This window comes from Arthrobacter sp. L77 (assembly GCF_000816565.1).
Taxonomy (GTDB): domain Bacteria; phylum Actinomycetota; class Actinomycetes; order Actinomycetales; family Micrococcaceae; genus Arthrobacter_D; species Arthrobacter_D antioxidans.
The window spans coordinates 1-17,258 of record NZ_JWSU01000006.1; the positions used below are offsets into that span (position 1 = coordinate 1).

Sequence of the window (17,258 nt, forward strand, 5' to 3'; positions counted from 1 at the left end):
AGCCTGGCCTGGCCGCGCCGGCCGGTGATCCCGCTGCGGCGCTGGACGGCCTGGCCGCCGTGCGCGCGCGGGCCTTCGCCGAGGCCGATCCGGACCTGCTCGCGATGGTCGACGTCGAGGGGTCCCCTGCGATGGCGGTGGACCGTGAAGCGGTCGGGGCGCTCGCGGAGACGGGCAGGACCCTCCGTGACCTGTCGATCGACATCCGCGACGCGGCCGCCCTGACGGACGCGGAGCTGGCGGGCCTCCCGGCGCTCGCGAGCCTGGCGGCGGTCACCGACCCGCCCCCGACCACCGAGGTGTCAGTGGTCCGGGCGACGGCGGCGCTCTCCTCCTACACCGAGACGGCGGCGGGGACGGGGCCGCAGCGGTCCGGACCGAGCCCGCTCACGGCGGCCGGTCGGCAGGAGCTGGTCTTCGTCCTCTGGAGTTCCGCCGACGGGTGGCGGATCCACTCCGTCGTCGCGCCGCCCGCCTGAGGCGTGGTGCCCGCAGGGTTCAGGACGTCACGGTGCGGTGCACCCAGCCGGCGAGGGCCTCCGGTGTGGGCTCGCCGAAGGTGAAGCCGGCCCGGGTCAGCGCGCGAGGCTCCATCCGGGAGCTGACCAGCAGGAGTTCGAAGGCGAGCTGCCCGATGACGGTGGTCAGGATCAGGCCGGGGACGCGGAACCACACCGGCCGGTGGAATGCCTCGCCGAGGTGCAGGGTGATCGCATCCAGGGTCGCGGGCGCAGGAGCGCTCAGGTTGACCGGCCCCGACAGCGGTGCCGTGAGGAGGAACTCCAGCGCCCTGACCTCGTCGTCGAGGCTGATCCACGGCCACCACTGGCGGCCGGAACCGAGCGAGGTCCCGGCGAAGAATCGGATCGGGGTCAGCAGTTTGGGCAGCGCGCCGCCCTTTTCCGACATGACGATCCCGGTGCGTGCGAGCACGACACGGACGGTGTCGGGAGCGCGGAGCGCTTCGGCCTCCCACCGGCGGCAGATGTCGGCGAGCAGCGTCCCGCCGGAGGACGAACTCTCGGTCAGCACCTCGTCACCGCGGTCCCCGTAGTAGCCCGACGCGGACTGGCTGATGAAGACCGCGGGCGGGTTCGCGGCCTTCCGCATCGCGTCGACGAGCGTGCGGGTGGGCAGGATACGGGAGGAGTAGAGCGTCTCCCTGTAGCTCCTCGTCCAGAGTCCGCCTGCGATGCCCGCCCCGGAGAGGTTGATGACGGCGTCCGCCCAGTCGACGGCGTCGACGTCGAGCTCCCCGGCGGAGGGGTCCCACCGGACCTCCTGCGGACCCTTGGGAGCCCTGCGCACCAGGCGTCGGACCTCGTGGTTCGTCTCGAGCTGGCGGATGAGGGCAGTACCGATGGTCCCGGACGCGCCGGCGAGGAGGATGCGCATGGTCCCATCGAACCACTTGTCACGGGGGAACGGTACCGGAGCCGACTGCGGGGGTGGCCGCGTGGCGGGGCCGGGGGAAGGCCGGTCGCGACGAAGGACCCCGGACGGCGTCCAGGGTCCTTCGCATCACGGGACGGGAGGGCTCAGCCCTGCAGCGTGGCGGTCAGGGAGATGTCCTTGACCGCGGCCAGCGCCTGCGACACCGGGCAGCCCACCTTGGCGGCCTGTGCCACGCGCTGGAAGTCCTCCTCGGACAGTCCGGGCACGGTGGCGTCGAGGGTGAGGCGGATGGCGGTGATCCCGGTTCCCGGCTGGAAGTCCACCTCCGCCTTCGTCTCGACGCGCTCCGGGGTCTTCCCCTCCTCGCCGAGGGCGTTGCTGAAGGCCATCGAGAAGCAGGCGGAGTGCGCGGCGGCGATGAGCTCCTCGGGACTCGTCTTGCCTCCGGACTGCTCGGCGCGTGCCTTCCAGGTGACGTCGTAGGTGCCGAGGCCCGAGGAGTCGAGCGAGACCTGCCCCGAGCCCGAGGCGAGGTCCCCGCTCCAGACGGTGTGGGCTGTGCGAACGGTAGCCATGGTTCTCCTTGCTGTCGAACGGGCGCGGGGGTCGCGTCCGGTGCTTCGGTCCCATCCTAGGGAGCGGGGGAGAACGGGAGAAGCCGCACCTCACGGGAAGCGGCTTCTCCTGCGCACCGGGTGGGCGTTACAGTCCGAGCTCGGCCTCGAACGCGCCGCCTTCCAGGCGTGCCTTGAGCGTCTGCAGGAAGCGGCCCGCGTCCGCGCCGTCCACCAGACGGTGGTCGTACGTCAGGCTCAGGTACATCATGGAGCGGATCGCGATCGTGTCGTCGCCGTCCGGGCCGGTGATGACCACGGGACGCTTGACGATGATGCCCGTCCCGAGGATGCCGACCTGCGGCTGGTTGATGATCGGCGTGTCGAACAGGGCTCCGGCGGACCCGATGTTCGTGATCGTGAACGTGCCGCCCGAGAGCTCGTCCGGGCCGATCTGACCGTTGCGGGTGCGTGCGCCGACGTCGGCGATCTTCTTGGCCAGGCCGCCGAGGTTGAGGTTGCCGGCGTCCCTGATGACCGGGACGAGCAGGCCCTTCTCGGTGTCGACCGCGATCGCCAGGTGCTCGGCGTCGTGGTACGTCACTTCCTTCTTCTCCTCGTCGAAGGAGGCGTTCAGCTTGGGGTGCTGCTTGAGCGCCTCGGTGACGGCCTTGGAGAGGAACGGCAGGAACGTGAGCTTCGCGCCGTTCTGCGCCTGGAAGGAGTCCTTCGACGCGGTGCGCAGCTTCGCGATGCGGGTCATGTCGACCTCGATCACCTGGGTGAGCTGGGCGGACACCTCGAGCGACTCGCGCATGCGCTTGGCGATGGTCTGGCGGATGCGCGGGGCCTTCTCGACGGTGCCGCGCAGCTTCGAGGGCTCGACGGCGGGCGCCGCGGGCTTCGACGGTGCGGCGGCCGGTGCCGGTGCCGGTGCGGACTCGGCGGCTGCGGGCTCGGCCTGCTGGGCCTTCTTCGCCTCCGCTGCCTCGAGGACGTCCTGCTTGCGGATGCGCCCTCCCACGCCGGTGCCCTTGACGGTCGAGAGGTCGACGTCGTTCTGGTTGGCCAGGCGGCGGACGAGGGGCGTCACGTAGGCTGCGGCGTCCGAGGCTCCGGACACCTCCGCCGGTGCGGCGTCGGCAGCGGGCTCCGGGGCAGCCTTCTCGGCGGGCTTGTCCTCGGCCGCGGCGGGCTTCGGGGCAGGGGCGTCGTCGGGCGTGGAGGCCTGCGGGGCCTCCTTCGCGGGGGCGTCGTCGCGTTCCTCGGCGGGTGCGGCGGCCAGCGGTTCGCCCGCTGCGGCCTCGGTCTTCTTGGGCGCGGCAGCCCCCGACCCGATCACGGCGAGGACGGCGCCGACCTCGGCGGTCTCGTCCTCGTTCACGCGGATCTCCTGGAGCTTGCCGGCGACGGGGGAGGGGATCTCGGTGTCGACCTTGTCGGTGGAGACCTCGAGGAGGGGCTCGTCGACCTCGACGTCGTCGCCGACGGCCTTGAGCCAGCGGGTGACGGTGCCCTCGGTGACGCTCTCGCCGAGCGCGGGGAGGGTGACCTCGGTGCCCTCGGACGAGTCCCCGGAGGGCTCGCCGTCGGAGGACTCTGCTGCCGCAGGGGCGGCTTCGGGCTCGGCTTCGGGCTCGGCGGGAGCCTCCTCGGCGGCCGGAGCGGCGCTCGCCTCGGCACTGCCCGTATCGGTGCTGCCCTCATCGCCACTGCCAGCATCGGCGCTGCCGGAGCCGTCACCGATCCGCACGAGCGGGGCGCCGACCTCGGCGGTCTCGTCCTCGGCGACGAGGATCTCCTCGATCACGCCCGCGATCGGCGACGGGATCTCGGTGTCGACCTTGTCGGTGGAGACCTCGAGGAGGGGCTCGTCGACCTCGACACGGTCACCGACCTGCTTCAGCCAGCGGGTCACGGTGCCTTCGGTGACGCTTTCACCGAGAGCGGGCAAGTTCACGGATTCAGACATAATGCGCCCGTTTCTCCTTCGTAGATCGTTCCTTGGCAGCTGGTCGACGCGCGTGGCGTGCTCAGCTGGACGTGCTCGGATTTCCTGCTTCCGAGCTTAGTCCACGCCCTCGGGGCGTGGACCAAGCCGGGGTGGTGCCTGAGGTGTTGCGCGTCAGCCGTGCAGCGGCTTGCCGGCGAGGGCGAGGTGGGCCTCGCCGAGGGCCTCGTTCTGCGTGGGGTGCGCGTGGATGAGCGGGGCCACGTCCTCGGGGTACGCCTCCCAGTTGACGATGAGCTGCGCCTCGCCGATCTGCTCGCCCATGCGGCTGCCGAGCATGTGGACGCCCACGATCGGGCCGTCCTTCTCGCGGACGAGCTTCACGAGGCCGCCGGTGCCGATGATCGAGCTCTTGCCGTTGCCGGCGAGGTTGTACTCGTGCGTCTCGACGCGGTCGTCGCCGAACTTCTCGCGCGCGGCCTTCTCGGTGTAGCCCACGGACGCGATCTCGGGATCGCTGTAGGTGACCTTGGGGATGTTCAGGTCGGCGACGACGACGGGCTTCAGGCCGCCGATCTCCTCCGCCACGAAGATGCCCTGCTGGAAGCCGCGGTGGGCCAGCTGCAGGCCGGGGACGATGTCGCCGATCGCGTAGATGTTCCCGACGCCGGTGTGGAGGCGCTCGTCGGTGATGACGAAGCCGCGGTCCAGGGTGAGGCCGGCCTCCTCGTAGCCGAGGTCCCGGGTGACGGGCCCGCGTCCGACGGCGACGAGCATGAGGTCCGCCTCGAAGGTCTTGCCGTCCTCGAGGGACACCACGACGCCGTCGTCGTTCTGCTCCACGGACTTGAACCGGGTGCCGGTGTTGAACTTGATGCCGCGCTTCTTGAACGCCCGTTCGAAGTTCTTGACGATCGAGGCGTCCTCGTTCGGGACGAGCGACGGGAGGGCCTCGATGATGGTGACGTCCACGCCGAAGGACTTCCAGACGGACGCGAACTCGCAGCCGATGACGCCGCCGCCGAGGATGATCGCCGTCTTCGGCACGAAGTCCATGGTGAGGGCCTGGTCGGAGGTGATGACCTTGCCGCCGATCTCGAGGCCGGGGAGGCTGCGCGAGAAGGAGCCGGTGGCCAGGACGATGTGCTTGCCGGTGTAGACGGTGCCGTCGACGTCGATGGTGTTCTCCGACGCGAGCTTGCCCGAGCCCTCGATGACCGTGATGCCCTTGGACTTGATGAGTCCCTGCAGGCCCCGGTACTTGCCCGCGATGATGCCGTCCTTGTACGCGTTGACGGCGTTCATGTCGATCGACTCGAACGTGGCCTTGACGCCGTACTTCTCCGCGTCGCGGGCGCCGTCGGCGATCTCTGCCGAGTGCAGGAGCGCCTTCGTGGGGATGCAGCCGTTGTGCAGGCAGGTGCCGCCCAGCTTGCCCTTCTCGATGAGCCCCACGGTGAAGCCCAGCTGCACCGCGCGGAGAGCCGCAGCGTAGCCGCCGCTGCCTCCACCCAGTACCAGGATGTCGAATTCTTGCGCAGTTGCCGATGCGGCCACTTGGACGCTCCCTCGCGTGGTCTGTTGACGCGCAGGGCGCGTCGGTTGATAGATCGGTTGATGAATCGAGAACTGGTGCGGTCGCGGTGCGGTCGCAGGTGCTTCGTACCCTTGTTTTTCACCCTATCCCCAGATGTCATCGGCATCCACTTGAAGCGCGGGCGCTACGCGCCGCAGTTCGCGGATGTGCGCATTCTCACCCGGGACGTGGAGGACACGTGGAGAGGACGGAGACGGGGTCGAGGGGCGCCGGCCCGGACTGCGGCTCGGCGCCCCTCGCAGGCTACGCGGTGCGGGCGAGTACGTCCTCGACGTACGCCAGCAGGGTGCGGACCCCGACGCCGGTGCCGGCCTTCGGGGTGTAGCCGTACGGCGCTCCCTCGTTGAAGGCCGGCCCGGCGATGTCCAGGTGCGCCCAGGGGATCTTCTCGCCGTCGACCTGGCCGACGAATTCGCGCAGGAACACCGCGGCGGTCATCATGCCGCCGTTCCGCTCGCCGATATTGGCGATGTCCGCGACCTGCGAGTCGAGGCTGGGGCGCAGCTCCTCCGGCAGGGGCATGGGCCAGAACTGCTCGCCCGCGCGGTCCGCCGCGGCCTTCACGGCGTCGCGGACGCCGTCGTCGCCCATGACACCGGAGACACGCGTCCCGAGGGCGATCATCTGCGCGCCCGTCAGCGTCGCGATGTCGATGATGGCATCGGGTGCCTCCTCGCTCGCGGCCGCGAGGCCGTCGGCGAGGACCAGGCGGCCCTCGGCGTCGGTGTTGAGGACCTCGACGGTCCGCCCGCCGTAGATCGACAGGACGTCCTCGGGGCGCTGCGCGGTCCCGGAAGGCATGTTCTCGGCCAGGCACAGCCAGGCCGTGACCTTGGCGGGCAGGCCCAGTTCGGCGACGGCGAGGAGGGTGGTCAGGACGACGGCGGCGCCCGCCATGTCCAGCTTCATGGTCTGCATGCCCGCGGCGGGCTTGAGCGAGAGTCCACCGGAATCGAAGGTGATGCCCTTGCCCACGAGGGCGAGGTGCACGGCGGACCTGGCGGGGGAGTATTCCACCTTGACCATGCGCGGGGGCCGCGAGGATCCCTTGCCGACGCCGAGGATGCCGCCGTAGCCGTCACGCTCGAGGCGCTTCTCGTCCATGACGGTGACCTTCACGGGGAGGCCGCGGGTGAGCTCCTTCGCGGCCTGCGCGAACGTCTCCGGGTAGAGGTGGCTCGGCGGCTGGTTCACGAGCGTGCGCGTTGCGTTGACGTTCTTGCCGAGGATCACGGCGCGCCGCAGCGCGGGGGCCAGGTCGGCGTCGTCCGCGACCGGCGTGTACACGACGACGCTGCGGACGGCGGCCCTGTCCTTCGGCGGGGCGACCGTGCCGTCGGGCTTGATCCCGGACTTGTGCCCCTCGTAGCTGTAGGCGCCGAACGCGGCGCCCTCCGCGACGGCGGTCGCTGCCGCCACGGTCCCGGCCGGCAGGGCGAGGACGACGGTCTCGAGCCCGGTCAGCTGGCGGATCGCGGCGCCCGCGGCGCGGCGGAGGGTCTCAGGTGCGAGCACCTCACCGGCGGCCACGGGTCCCACGCCGGAGAGTACGAGCGAGTCGGCGCCGGTCTCGGGGAGGCCGGGGAAGCGGCGCACCTCGTCCGCGGCACCCGTGATGCCGAGGACCTGGAGAGAGTCCCCGAGGGCGCGCGCGGCCTTGGCGGGCAGGGGGCTGTCGAGCAGGACGGGCCCGTCGGTCCCCTTGGCGACCGCGATCACGAGCGCGTCACTCGGAATCTTCCTGAGGTCCTTCGCGGAGGCGGTCAGGTGTAGTTCGGTGGTTCTGATCACGGAATCTGTCTCCTCGTGTCCGGCTGGGTGGTCCGGATCGGCGTTGCGGGTGCTCCCGGTGTCCGGTGGTCCGGGAACCGTCCTGACGATCGTAGTCTCTACCCCGCGACGGCCCGGAATGAAGCCGGCGCGGGTGGTGTTGAGGAGAGCAGGACCTGACCGGAGGAGAGAGCCATGCTGGATCCACGAACCCTGTACACCACCGACACCGACGTCTTCGACGACCCCGGGAGCAGGGGGCTGCCCCTGCTCGTGAGCCTGACCGGCTTCATGGACGCCGGGCAGGTCGTCTCGCAGGTCAGCGAGGAACTCCTCGAGGTGCTCGAGCACGAGCCCGTCGCCGAGTTCGACGCCGACCAGCTCATGGACTACCGCGGCCGCCGCCCGAAGATCACCTTCGCCGAGGACCACCTGACGGACTACCGGCCGCACCGGCTCGAACTGCACCGCCTGTACGACGGCCTCGGCGAGCCCTTCCTGCTGCTCACCGGCGCCGAGCCGGACCTGCAGTGGGAGCGTTTCGCGAGCGCCGTCGTCGGACTCGTCGAGGAACTGGACGTGCCGATGACCTCGTGGATCCACGCGATCCCGATGCCCGTCCCGCACACGCGGCCGATCGGCGTGACGCTGCACGGCAACCGGTCCGACCTCATCGACGGCATGAACGCCTGGCGGCCCACCGCCGAGCTGCAGGCCTCCATCGGGCATGTCCTGGAGCTGCGCCTGATCGAGGCCGGGCACGACGTCGTGGGGCACGTCATCCACGTGCCGCACTACCTCGCCGAGGCCGAGTACCCTCCCGCCGCCGTGGCGGGCCTCGAGTACCTGGGCGCGACCGCCCGGCTCGTCCTTCCCACCGACCGCCTACGGGAGACCGGGCGCGACGTCGAACGGCAGATCGCCCGGCAGGTCGGGAACTCCACCGAGGTGCAGTCCGTGGTCGCCTCCCTCGAGAAGCGCTACGACGAGTACGCCGACGGCGTGGCCCGGAAGTCGCTGCTGGTCAAGGACAACAGCGAGCTCGCCAGCGCGGAGGAGCTCGGTGCTGCGGTCGAGGCCTACTTGGCGAGCCCGCAGGCGGAGGAGGAGTCCACGCTGCTCTGGGACACGGAGTTCCTGGGGACCACGCCGATCGACTACGACCGCTCCGGCACCGAGGACGGCGGCTCCGACAGCGCGGATGCCTCCCCCGGGACCGGGGCGGCGTCGAAGCCCCGCGCCTCCGACGGACACGACGACGGACCGGGCGGCGCGTCCGCCACGGGATAATGGGCGGGTGAATTCTTCGCGGGCACTCCTGGTCTGGACGGCAGGGGTCGTGGCCTACCTGGTCGCCGTCACGCAGCGCACCACCTTCGGTGTCGCCGGCCTCGAGGCCACGGACCGCTTCAGCGCCTCGGCCTCGCAGCTGTCGATCTTCACCGTCGTCCAGCTGCTCGTCTACGCCGGACTGCAGGTGCCGGTCGGTGTCCTCGTCGACCGCTGGGGTCCCCGGACGCTGATCGTCGCGGGCGGCGTGCTCATGGCGCTGGGGCAGGCGCAGCTGGCCTTCGCGGATTCCGTGGGCGCCGGCATCGTGGGCCGCCTGCTCGTGGGGGCGGGGGACGCCATGACGTTCATCAGCGTGCTCCGGCTGCTCCCCGCGTGGTTCGAGCCGCGCCGCATCCCCGTCCTGACGCAGTGGACGGGGATCATCGGCCAGCTCGGGCAGGTGGTCTCGGTCATCCCGTTCGTCGCCGTGCTGTCCGTCCTCGGCTGGCAGTCCGCGTTCCTCTCGGCCGCCGCCCTCTCGGTCGTCGCCGTCGTGCTCTCGGTGAGCCTGATCCGGGACTCGCCCGTCGCCGGCACGCGGAGCGCCCAGACCATCCGCGAGACCGGCACGTCCCTCGCCGCCGCCTGGAGGCAGCCCGGCACGCGGCTCGGCCTGTGGACGCACTTCACCATCCAGTTCCCCGGCACCGTCTTCGTCCTCATGTGGGGCTACCCCTACCTGGTGCGGGCCGAGAAGGTGGGTGAAGGCGCGGCGTCCGCCCTGATGACGCTGTTCGTCGCGGTCGGGATCGTCTGTGGGCCCCTCCTGGGGCGCTACGTGGGCCGGCACCCCCTCCGGCGTTCCACCATGGTGCTCGCGATCGCCGCCCTGATGGCCGTGGCCTGGCTCGCGGTCCTCGTCTACCCTGGACCCGCACCCCTGCCGCTCCTGACCCTGCTGGTGGTGGCGCTCGCCGTGGGAGGGCCGGGGTCCATGATCGCGTTCGATTTCGCCCGCACGTTCAACCCCGCGGCACGCATGGGGACCGCCACCGGGATCGTGAACATCGGCGGCTTCATGGCGTCCCTGCTCACGATGTTCGCCATCGGGACCGTCCTCGACGTCCTGCTCGGGAACGGCTTCTCGCAGGGGGACCTGTATGCGCTGCCGTCCTTCCGCCTCGCGATGTCCGTGCAGCTCCTCGTCCTCGCGGTCGGCGCCACCGCCGTCGTCGTCGCGCGGCGGAGGGTCCGCCGGAGGATGGCGGAGCAGGGGGTCGTCGTCCCGCCGCTCCGTGACGCCCTGGCCCGGGAACGCCGGCGCCGCCGGGAGCGGAGGGCAGCCCGGAACCGCTAGGGCTGCCTCCGCCCCGCGCCGCGGTTGTCCACATAGGCCGGAACCCCGGTGCGCTCCGCCGGCGACGCGAGGACGCTGGCGGCATGTCATCTCCCACGAGCCCCGCGCGGGGCACCCCGGCGTCACCGTCCTTCGTCGTCACCTCACCGGCCGACATCCTCTCCTACATCCCCCATGCCCTCGGGTTCATGCCCCGCGAGAGCCTGGTGGTCCTGACCACCGCCGGCAGGAGGCTCGGAGCCACGCTGCGGGTGGACCTCCCCGAGGCCGGGGCGGATCCGTTCGGGTTCGCCGACGGCGTGCTCTCGTTCCTGCAGGGTGACGCCGACGCCGACGGCACGCTCGTCGTGGTGTACACGGAGGAACGCTGGGAGAGACGCACCCCGGCCCCGCGCAGCAGGCTGGTGCGGACCGTCGAGACGGTCCTCGATGCCGCGGGCCTCCCCGTCCGCGGGGGCTGGCTCGTCTCGCGGTCCGGGTGGCGCGACGTGTTCTGCACGGAGGAGGAGTGCTGCCCCTGGCCGGGGCAGCCCCTCGACACCGTGACGCTCAGCGCACTGAACGCCGAGCTGATCTTCGGCGGAAGCGCCTTCGACGCATCCGCGCCCGACGCCGTCCTCCGGGCCGCACCCTCCGTCGCCGTGCAGGACGGGGCATCGGCCGCGGTGGCCCGGGCCGTCGAAGGCGCGCAGGCACACTATGCCGCGTGCTGCGCGGGCCGGTGGACGGCACCCGACCAGTTCCGCGCGACGTCCGCGCTGTGGGATGCCGTCCTGCCCTGCGCAGGCGAGTTCGACGTGGAGGCCGAGCCCGACGTCGCGGGCTTCCTCCTCGCGAGCGTCGAGTCCCGCGCGGTCCGCGACTTCCTCCTCGCCAGTGCGTGCCTCGGGTCCCCGGCAGCCCTCGATGGGGCGACCGGCTGCGGGTTGCTCGAGCCCGGCCCGCCGGCCGGCACCCCGTCGACGGAGGAGGGGTCCCCGATCGCCGCCGCACGGGTCCTGCCGGACGTGCGGGGCGGCGGCCCGCTCGAGGATGCCGTCGCCGCACTCCGGGCCGCCGGGGTCGTCCCCGGTCCCGGAACCGGTCCTGACGACGAGCCGGCCGGGTCGCCGTCGGCAGGGCCTGCATCCTGCGGGGCCGAGGCCCTGCTCTACGCGGATGTACTGGCCGGCAGGTACCCCGGCGCGATCGCCTGGGACCGCGTCGATGCGATGAGCATCCTCCTCGCGCGGCTCGCGGCGGTATCGGACGGCGAGTCGCGTGCCGCAGCCCTGACCATGAGCGCCTGGTTCGAATACGCGCGGGGTCGGGGATCACGCGCGGCCGTCTTCCTCGACGCGGCGGAGCGGGCCGTGCCCGGCTACCGCCTCGCGCGTCTGCTGCACGAGCTCCTGCGCCGCGGAGGGCTGCCGGCCTGGGCCCGGAGCCGCGCGACCGCCTGGACCACGGGGGCTGCGGCGGCCCTCCATGACGCGGCCTGAGGCCGGAGGACCGGCAGGACATGCGGTGCCACGGGCCGGCAGCCGACCGCCGGGTGATTTCCGGCGCGGTGGCGACCCGTGAGACAATCGGAGTTGAGACCCGGTTGGGTCCGTGCACCAGAACTTCACCGAGCGTTTCCACGCGGGTCCTTGCCGAGAGGCGGGTCCGAGGGAATAGCGAGGGCTGCAGGACCGTTCCCTTGGGAACTGACCCGGCAGTGTTCATCTGGTATCGAGCGCGGACTTGACAGGGTCATAGTGGTGTTGTCCCTCTGACGATGCCACACACCGCCGTACGAAAGGTTCTCTGTGTCGGTCAAGAAGACAGCAGCACCGGCGTCGTCAGACGCTGGTACCACCACTACCAAGCGACGGGTCGCGGCCAAGAAGCCCGCCACCAAGGCCGCTTCGGCCGCTGCAGCGAAGGCCTCCGCGGCGGACGCCCAGGGTTCCGTGGACACCGTCGACACAACGGATCCCGCCGTCGAGGTCGACGTCGATGCCGAGGACGCGAAGCCCGAGACCCCCGAGGTCGGGACGAGCACCGGCTTCGTCTACTCCGACGCCGACGACGACGACGCACCCGCGCAGCAGGTCGTGTCCGCCGGTGCCACCGCGGACCCCGTCAAGGACTACCTGAAGCAGATCGGCAAGGTCGCCCTGCTGAACGCGGAGCAGGAAGTGGATCTGGCCCTGCGCATCGAGGCGGGCCTCTTCGCCGAGGAGAAGATCGCCGCGGATCCGGACATGGATCCGAAGCTGAAGCGCGAACTCGAGTTCGTGATCCACGACGGCAAGCGGGCGAAGAACCACCTCCTCGAGGCGAACCTCCGCCTCGTCGTGTCGCTGGCCAAGCGGTACACCGGGCGCGGCATGCTCTTCCTGGACCTGATCCAGGAAGGCAACCTCGGCCTGATCCGTGCGGTCGAGAAGTTCGACTACACCAAGGGCTTCAAGTTCTCCACCTACGCGACCTGGTGGATCCGCCAGGCGATCACCCGCGCCATGGCGGACCAGGCCCGCACCATCCGCATCCCGGTGCACATGGTGGAGGTCATCAACAAGCTGGCCCGTGTCCAGCGGCAGATGCTGCAGGACCTCGGGCGCGAACCCACCCCGGAGGAGCTCGCCCTCGAGCTCGACATGACGCCGGAGAAGGTCGTCGAGGTCCAGAAGTACGGCCGCGAGCCCATCTCCCTGCACACGCCGCTCGGCGAGGACGGCGACTCGGAGTTCGGTGACCTGATCGAGGACTCCGAGGCCGTGGTGCCGGCGGACGCCGTGAGCTTCACCCTCCTGCAGGAGCAGCTCCACTCGGTGCTGGACACCCTCTCCGAGCGGGAGGCAGGCGTCGTGGCCATGCGCTTCGGCCTGACCGACGGACAGCCGAAGACGCTGGACGAGATCGGCAAGGTCTACGGCGTCACGCGTGAGCGCATCCGCCAGATCGAGTCGAAGACGATGTCGAAGCTGCGCCACCCCTCGCGGTCCCAGGTCCTCCGGGACTACCTCGACTGACCGTCCGGGCATTCGTCGACGAAGGGCCCCTCCCGCCGGGAGGGGCCTTCGTCATGGGAACCGGGGTCCGGACAGGCCCCGGGACAAGGAAAGGCCCGCTCCATCGGAGCGGGCCTTTCCTTGTCCGTCAGCGCCTGTACACGGGGCGCCTCATGGTGGGTGGTCGGTGGTCCCTGTGGCGATCAGTCGCCTGCGAGGGCCGGCTTCGCGTGAAGCCGCTGGGTCTCGTCCTGCCACTCAGAGGTGAGCGGCTTGAGGTTAGCTTCGACGGCGCGCGCATGGTGGCCGCAGAACAGAAGCTCTCCACCGGAGGACTGAAGGACTGCCCGAACATAGGCCTGGGCGCCGCAGCGGTCGCAGCGGTCCAGGGCAGTGAGCTCGCGAGTGGCTACTGCAGTGGTCATGAATGCCTCCTCATGTGGATCGTGTATTCATATAACCACTATTCGTCGCCGCACCTCCGCAGGCTTGGCCCCCTTTCGCTGGCGGCGTATCAGGGGTATGGGTCACATCCTCGGCGACGGAGGCGCGGTGGCGGGTGCCCGCGGTGCGGCCCCTGCCGGTCACTGTCGGCGGGAGGTAATAAACTGGAGCGACCCATCCCGGCAACCACCCTCCTGACGCCTGTCCTGGATCGTGCCCGTTCCGCCAAGGAGACTGACTCACCGTGACCCCCACCTCGGACTACACCGCCCGGCACCTCTCGGTCCTCGAGGGACTCGAGGCGGTGCGCAAGCGCCCCGGGATGTACATCGGGTCCACGGACTCCCGCGGCATCATGCACTGCCTGTGGGAGATCATCGACAACTCCGTCGACGAGGCGCTGGCCGGCCACGGCCAGAGCATCACGGTCATCCTGCACGCCGACGGCTCGGTGGAGATCCACGACGACGGCCGCGGCATCCCGGTGGACATCGAACCCAAGACCGGCCTGACCGGCGTCGAGGTGGTGTTCACCAAGCTGCACGCCGGCGGCAAGTTCGGCGGCGGCTCCTACACGGCCTCCGGTGGCCTCCACGGTGTCGGCGCCAGCGTGGTCAATGCGCTGTCCTCCCGTCTGGACGTCTTCGTCGATCGCGGCAGCAAGACCTACGCCATGTCCTTCCGCCGTGGCGAGCCCGGCCTCTTCAAGGACGGCAGGACGCCCTCGCCCACCGCACCGTTCGAACCCTTCCTCGACGGTTCGCGCCTCGAGGTCGTCGGGACGGCCAAGCGCGGTGTGACGGGCACCCGCATCAGGTACTGGGCCGACCGCCAGATCTTCACGCCGGACGCGACGTTCTCCTACGAGGAACTGCAGACCCGCGCCCGCCAGACGTCCTTCCTGGTGCCGGGCCTCCGCATCACGCTCCGGGACGAGCGGAAGCTCCCGGGCACGCCGGCGGAGTCCGGCCCCGTGGAGGAGGTCTTCCAGCACGACGGCGGCATCTCCGAATACGCCGAGTTCCTCGCCCTCGACACCGCGGTCACCGATGTGTGGCGCTTCCACGGGTCGGGTCGCTTCAAGGAGTCCGTGCCCGTCCTCGACGACCGCGGGCACAGCCAGATGGCGGAGGTGGAGCGCGACTGCGAGGTGGACATCGCGCTGCGCTGGGGTATCGGCTACGAGACGACGGTCCGCAGCTACGTCAACATCATCGCGACCCCCAAGGGCGGCACGCACCAGAGCGGCTTCGAGCAGGCGCTCCTGAAGACCTTCCGCAAGGTCATCGAGGCCAACGCGCGCAAGCTCAAGGCCGGCACCGACAAGATCGAGAAGGACGACGTCTTCGCCGGGCTGACGGCCGTCCTCACCGTCCGCCTCGCCGAGCCCCAGTTCGAGGGCCAGACCAAGGAGATCCTCGGGACCTCCGCCGTCCGGGCGATCGTCGCGAAGGTGGTGGAGAAGGAGCTGCAGGCGCGGCTGTCCTCCTCCGCGCGGAACGACAAGGCGCAGTCGGCGCTGCTGCTTGAGAAGGTCGTCGCGGAGATGAAGTCCCGTATCTCGGCGCGGGTCCACAAGGAGACGCAGCGGCGCAAGAACGCCCTCGAGACCTCCTCCATGCCGGCCAAGCTCGCGGACTGCCGGATCGACGACGCCGAGCGGTCGGAACTCTTCATCGTCGAGGGCGACAGCGCGCTCGGTACCGCGAAGAACGCCCGCTCCTCCGACTACCAGGCGCTGCTGCCCATCCGGGGCAAGATCCTCAACGTGCAGAAGGCGTCGGTGGGGGACATGCTCTCCAACGCCGAGTGCGCCGCCCTCATCCAGGTCATCGGGGCGGGCTCGGGGCGGAGCTTCCAGCTGGACGCACGGCGCTACGGCAAGGTCATCCTGATGACCGACGCCGACGTGGACGGCGCCCATATCCGGACGCTGCTCCTCACCCTCTTCTTCCGGTACATGCGCCCGCTGGTGGAGGCCGGCCGGGTGTACGCCGCCGTCCCACCGCTGCACCGGGTCGAGGTCATCAACGGAGGCTCGAAGGCCAACGAGATGATCTACACCTATTCGGAGGCGGAACTCACGCGGCTCCTCGCGACCATGGAGAAGCAGGGGAAGCGCTACAAGTCGCCGATCCAGCGCTACAAGGGGCTCGGGGAGATGGACGCGGACCAGCTCGCGGAGACCACCATGGATCCGCGGCACCGGACGCTGCGGCGCGTCCGCATCCAGGAGGCGGAATCCGCCGAGCGCGTCTTCAACCTGCTGATGGGCAGCGACGTCGCCCCCCGCAAGGACTTCATCGTCGCGGGCGCGGCATCCCTCGACCGGGACCGCATCGACGCCTGACGGGCGCTCAGCCGAGCAGTTCGGGGGCCACCAGGAGCAGCGGAGGCACCACCAGCAGCAACCCGGCGGATGACAGGGCCAACCCCTGCTGCATCCGGCTGAGGGGCGGCAGGGGAGTGAGCAGCCGGCGCAGGCGAGGGACCGTCGACGCCCCGTCGGCGGTCCCGCCGGACACCGCCCTCGCAGTGGTCAGGCGGATCCCGCTCTCGTCTGCCAGTGCGTCATCGAGTGCATCCGGCGCCGACGGCGCTGCCCCCGCGCCCACGATGGCGATCGCGCGGACGAGCGTCGACTCGTCCACGTGGCGCAGGGCCTCGTCATCGGCGAGCATCTCGATCAGTTCGCTCACGGCCTGCTGGGCGAGCCGGGACGTGGGCAGCCACGGCAGCGCCGACCGCCAGGCGGCGAAGGCCCACAGCAGCAGATGGTGCCGCTGGTGCAGGTGCGCATGCTCGTGCGTGAGGACGGCGTCGAGCTCCGCCTGGCTGAGCAGGTCCATCAGCCCGTCCGACATCACCGTGACGGAGCGTGCCCCGCCCGGCAGGCAGTAGGCCACCGGCGTGGGGTGCCTGATGACGAGCGTCGCGGGCTGGCCGACCGCGGGGGAGCTGAGGAGGGTGAGCATGTCCCGGTGCCGCCGCCGCTGCCGGTGGATGCGCACGAACGTCAGGGCCAGTGTGAAGACGAGGTGCCCGAAGAGCAGGATCGCGGCGCTGATCGCGAAGACGTGGATGACGCCGAGGGATTCGGCCGACCTGTCATCGAGCAGGATGTCCAGGAAGGCCGCCGAGGCCTGGACGAGGTTGTCGCCGAGCGGCTCGAGGCCCCAGACCAGCATGGCACCGATCATCGACAGACCGCCCGCCAGGGCTATCGACTGCCACAGCAGCATGGCCGTGAACGGCGCCCTCGCCGGCCAGTCGGCCCGGGAGAGTGCGATGGGTGCAGGCCACGCGAGGATGATCGCGAGTGCCGCGAGCAGGTAGGAGGCCCAGAACACGGGGCGGGTCAGCTGCCGCCGAGCAGCTTGCGCAGGGTCTGGGCTTCGGCTTCCGACACGCTGCCGATGAAACGGGCGAGGACGGCTTCACGGTCCGGCGCGGTCACGAGTACCTCATGCATCAGTTCCGCCGTGTGGTCCTCGCGGCTGGTGACGGACATGTACCGGTGCGGGCGGCTGTCCCGTTCCCGGGTGACGAGGCCCTTCTTCTCGAGCCGCGACAGGACGGTGAGGACCGTCGTGACGGCCAGTTCCCGCCCCGCTTCTCCGAACGGCGCCTCGGCGATGGCGTCACGCAGCTCGTTGGCGGTCATCGCCTCCGGTGTCGTCCACAGCAGGTCCATCACCGTGCGTTCCAGGTCTCCGAGCGTTGCCATGGTCTTTCCTTCAATCGATCGCGATCCGTGCCCCTCGGGGGGGCGGGGATGCACTCCCGGGAGGGAATGCTCACGCGTGGTACCTCTAACGTACAACGTCCCGGCCCACAATTCTACTCTGTGTAGAAGAGTCTCCGACTTGTTCTACGATATGTAGAACAACGAGTTCTACACCCCGTAGAAGTTCCGTCGACATCGACGCGATGCACTGCT

The 17,258-nt window shown here is 70.5% G+C and carries 12 protein-coding genes and 2 pseudogenes; 6 read left to right on the forward strand and 8 right to left on the reverse strand.

The features are described 5' to 3' along the window. Positions 1-479 (forward strand): annotated as a pseudogene (locus RY94_RS18160) (hypothetical protein); the annotation flags it as partial. 19 nt (positions 480-498) lie between these two features. Here the strand turns inward: RY94_RS18160 and RY94_RS10235 are convergent. The 5 genes from RY94_RS10235 to RY94_RS10255 all read right to left on the reverse strand — a co-directional run bounded on the left by RY94_RS10235 (position 499) and on the right by RY94_RS10255 (position 7,288). Continuing rightward, positions 499-1,395: a TIGR01777 family oxidoreductase gene (locus RY94_RS10235; RefSeq protein WP_043444869.1), complete on the reverse strand. Its 897-nt coding sequence runs from the start codon at positions 1,393-1,395 to the stop codon at positions 499-501. Between the two features lie 143 nt (positions 1,396-1,538). Next, on the reverse strand, positions 1,539-1,970 hold the full coding sequence (locus tag RY94_RS10240; RefSeq protein WP_043444871.1) for an OsmC family protein: 432 nt from the start codon (positions 1,968-1,970) through the stop codon (positions 1,539-1,541). 127 nt (positions 1,971-2,097) lie between these two features. Continuing rightward, positions 2,098-3,921 (reverse strand): 2-oxoglutarate dehydrogenase, E2 component, dihydrolipoamide succinyltransferase, encoded by a 1,824-nt coding sequence (sucB, locus tag RY94_RS10245; protein WP_043444873.1) that lies wholly within the window; start codon positions 3,919-3,921, stop codon positions 2,098-2,100. Positions 3,922-4,074: 153 nt separating this feature from the next. Next, positions 4,075-5,457: a dihydrolipoyl dehydrogenase gene (gene lpdA / locus RY94_RS10250; RefSeq protein ID WP_043444875.1), complete on the reverse strand. Its 1,383-nt coding sequence runs from the start codon at positions 5,455-5,457 to the stop codon at positions 4,075-4,077. 283 nt (positions 5,458-5,740) lie between these two features. Beyond that, entirely contained in the window at positions 5,741-7,288 is a 1,548-nt protein-coding gene (locus RY94_RS10255) for a leucyl aminopeptidase (RefSeq protein ID WP_043444878.1), read from the reverse strand. A 174-nt stretch (positions 7,289-7,462) separates the two neighbouring features. Here RY94_RS10255 and RY94_RS10260 point away from each other — a divergent pair. From RY94_RS10260 to RY94_RS10275, 4 genes and pseudogenes are all read left to right on the forward strand, one after another. Further along, positions 7,463-8,356 (forward strand): annotated as a pseudogene (locus tag RY94_RS10260) (proteasome assembly chaperone family protein); the annotation flags it as partial. A 208-nt stretch (positions 8,357-8,564) separates the two neighbouring features. Further along, the gene (locus RY94_RS10265; RefSeq protein ID WP_043444880.1) at positions 8,565-9,896 is read left to right on the forward strand and encodes an MFS transporter; all 1,332 of its coding nucleotides are present in this window, start codon (positions 8,565-8,567) and stop codon (positions 9,894-9,896) included. Between the two features lie 83 nt (positions 9,897-9,979). After that, complete coding sequence (locus RY94_RS10270) at positions 9,980-11,377, forward strand: DUF4192 domain-containing protein (protein ID WP_043444883.1); 1,398 nt, start codon at positions 9,980-9,982, stop codon at positions 11,375-11,377. Positions 11,378-11,686: 309 nt separating this feature from the next. Further along, positions 11,687-12,895 carry an RNA polymerase sigma factor gene (locus tag RY94_RS10275; RefSeq protein ID WP_043444885.1) on the forward strand — a complete coding sequence of 403 codons (1,209 nt, stop codon included), beginning with the start codon at positions 11,687-11,689 and terminating at the stop codon, positions 12,893-12,895. 182 nt (positions 12,896-13,077) lie between these two features. Here the strand turns inward: RY94_RS10275 and RY94_RS10280 are convergent, their stop codons facing one another. Next, a complete protein-coding gene (locus tag RY94_RS10280; protein WP_043444887.1) occupies positions 13,078-13,299 on the reverse strand; it encodes a DUF7455 domain-containing protein in 222 nt (73 codons plus the stop codon). 263 nt (positions 13,300-13,562) lie between these two features. Between RY94_RS10280 and RY94_RS10285 the strand changes: the two genes are divergently transcribed. After that, the gene (locus tag RY94_RS10285) at positions 13,563-15,668 is read left to right on the forward strand and encodes a DNA gyrase/topoisomerase IV subunit B (RefSeq protein ID WP_043444889.1); all 2,106 of its coding nucleotides are present in this window, start codon (positions 13,563-13,565) and stop codon (positions 15,666-15,668) included. Positions 15,669-15,675: 7 nt separating this feature from the next. On the opposite strand, the gene RY94_RS10290 is transcribed toward RY94_RS10285, so the two are convergent. After that, positions 15,676-16,668 (reverse strand): M56 family metallopeptidase, encoded by a 993-nt coding sequence (locus RY94_RS10290; protein WP_043444891.1) that lies wholly within the window; start codon positions 16,666-16,668, stop codon positions 15,676-15,678. Between the two features lie 8 nt (positions 16,669-16,676). After that, positions 16,677-17,045: a BlaI/MecI/CopY family transcriptional regulator gene (locus RY94_RS10295; RefSeq protein WP_043444893.1), complete on the reverse strand. Its 369-nt coding sequence runs from the start codon at positions 17,043-17,045 to the stop codon at positions 16,677-16,679. Positions 17,046-17,258: the final 213 nt, after the last annotated feature.

Coding starts and splice junctions, on each gene's coding strand:
- RY94_RS10235 (WP_043444869.1), bottom strand. CDS start 1,395: ATGCGCATCCTCCTCGCCGGCGCGTCCGGGACCATCGGTACTGCCCTC.
- RY94_RS10240 (WP_043444871.1), bottom strand. CDS start 1,970: ATGGCTACCGTTCGCACAGCCCACACCGTCTGGAGCGGGGACCTCGCC.
- sucB (WP_043444873.1), bottom strand. CDS start 3,921: ATGTCTGAATCCGTGAACTTGCCCGCTCTCGGTGAAAGCGTCACCGAA.
- RY94_RS10270 (WP_043444883.1), top strand. CDS start 9,980: ATGTCATCTCCCACGAGCCCCGCGCGGGGCACCCCGGCGTCACCGTCC.
- RY94_RS10280 (WP_043444887.1), bottom strand. CDS start 13,299: ATGACCACTGCAGTAGCCACTCGCGAGCTCACTGCCCTGGACCGCTGC.
- RY94_RS10295 (WP_043444893.1), bottom strand. CDS start 17,045: ATGGCAACGCTCGGAGACCTGGAACGCACGGTGATGGACCTGCTGTGG.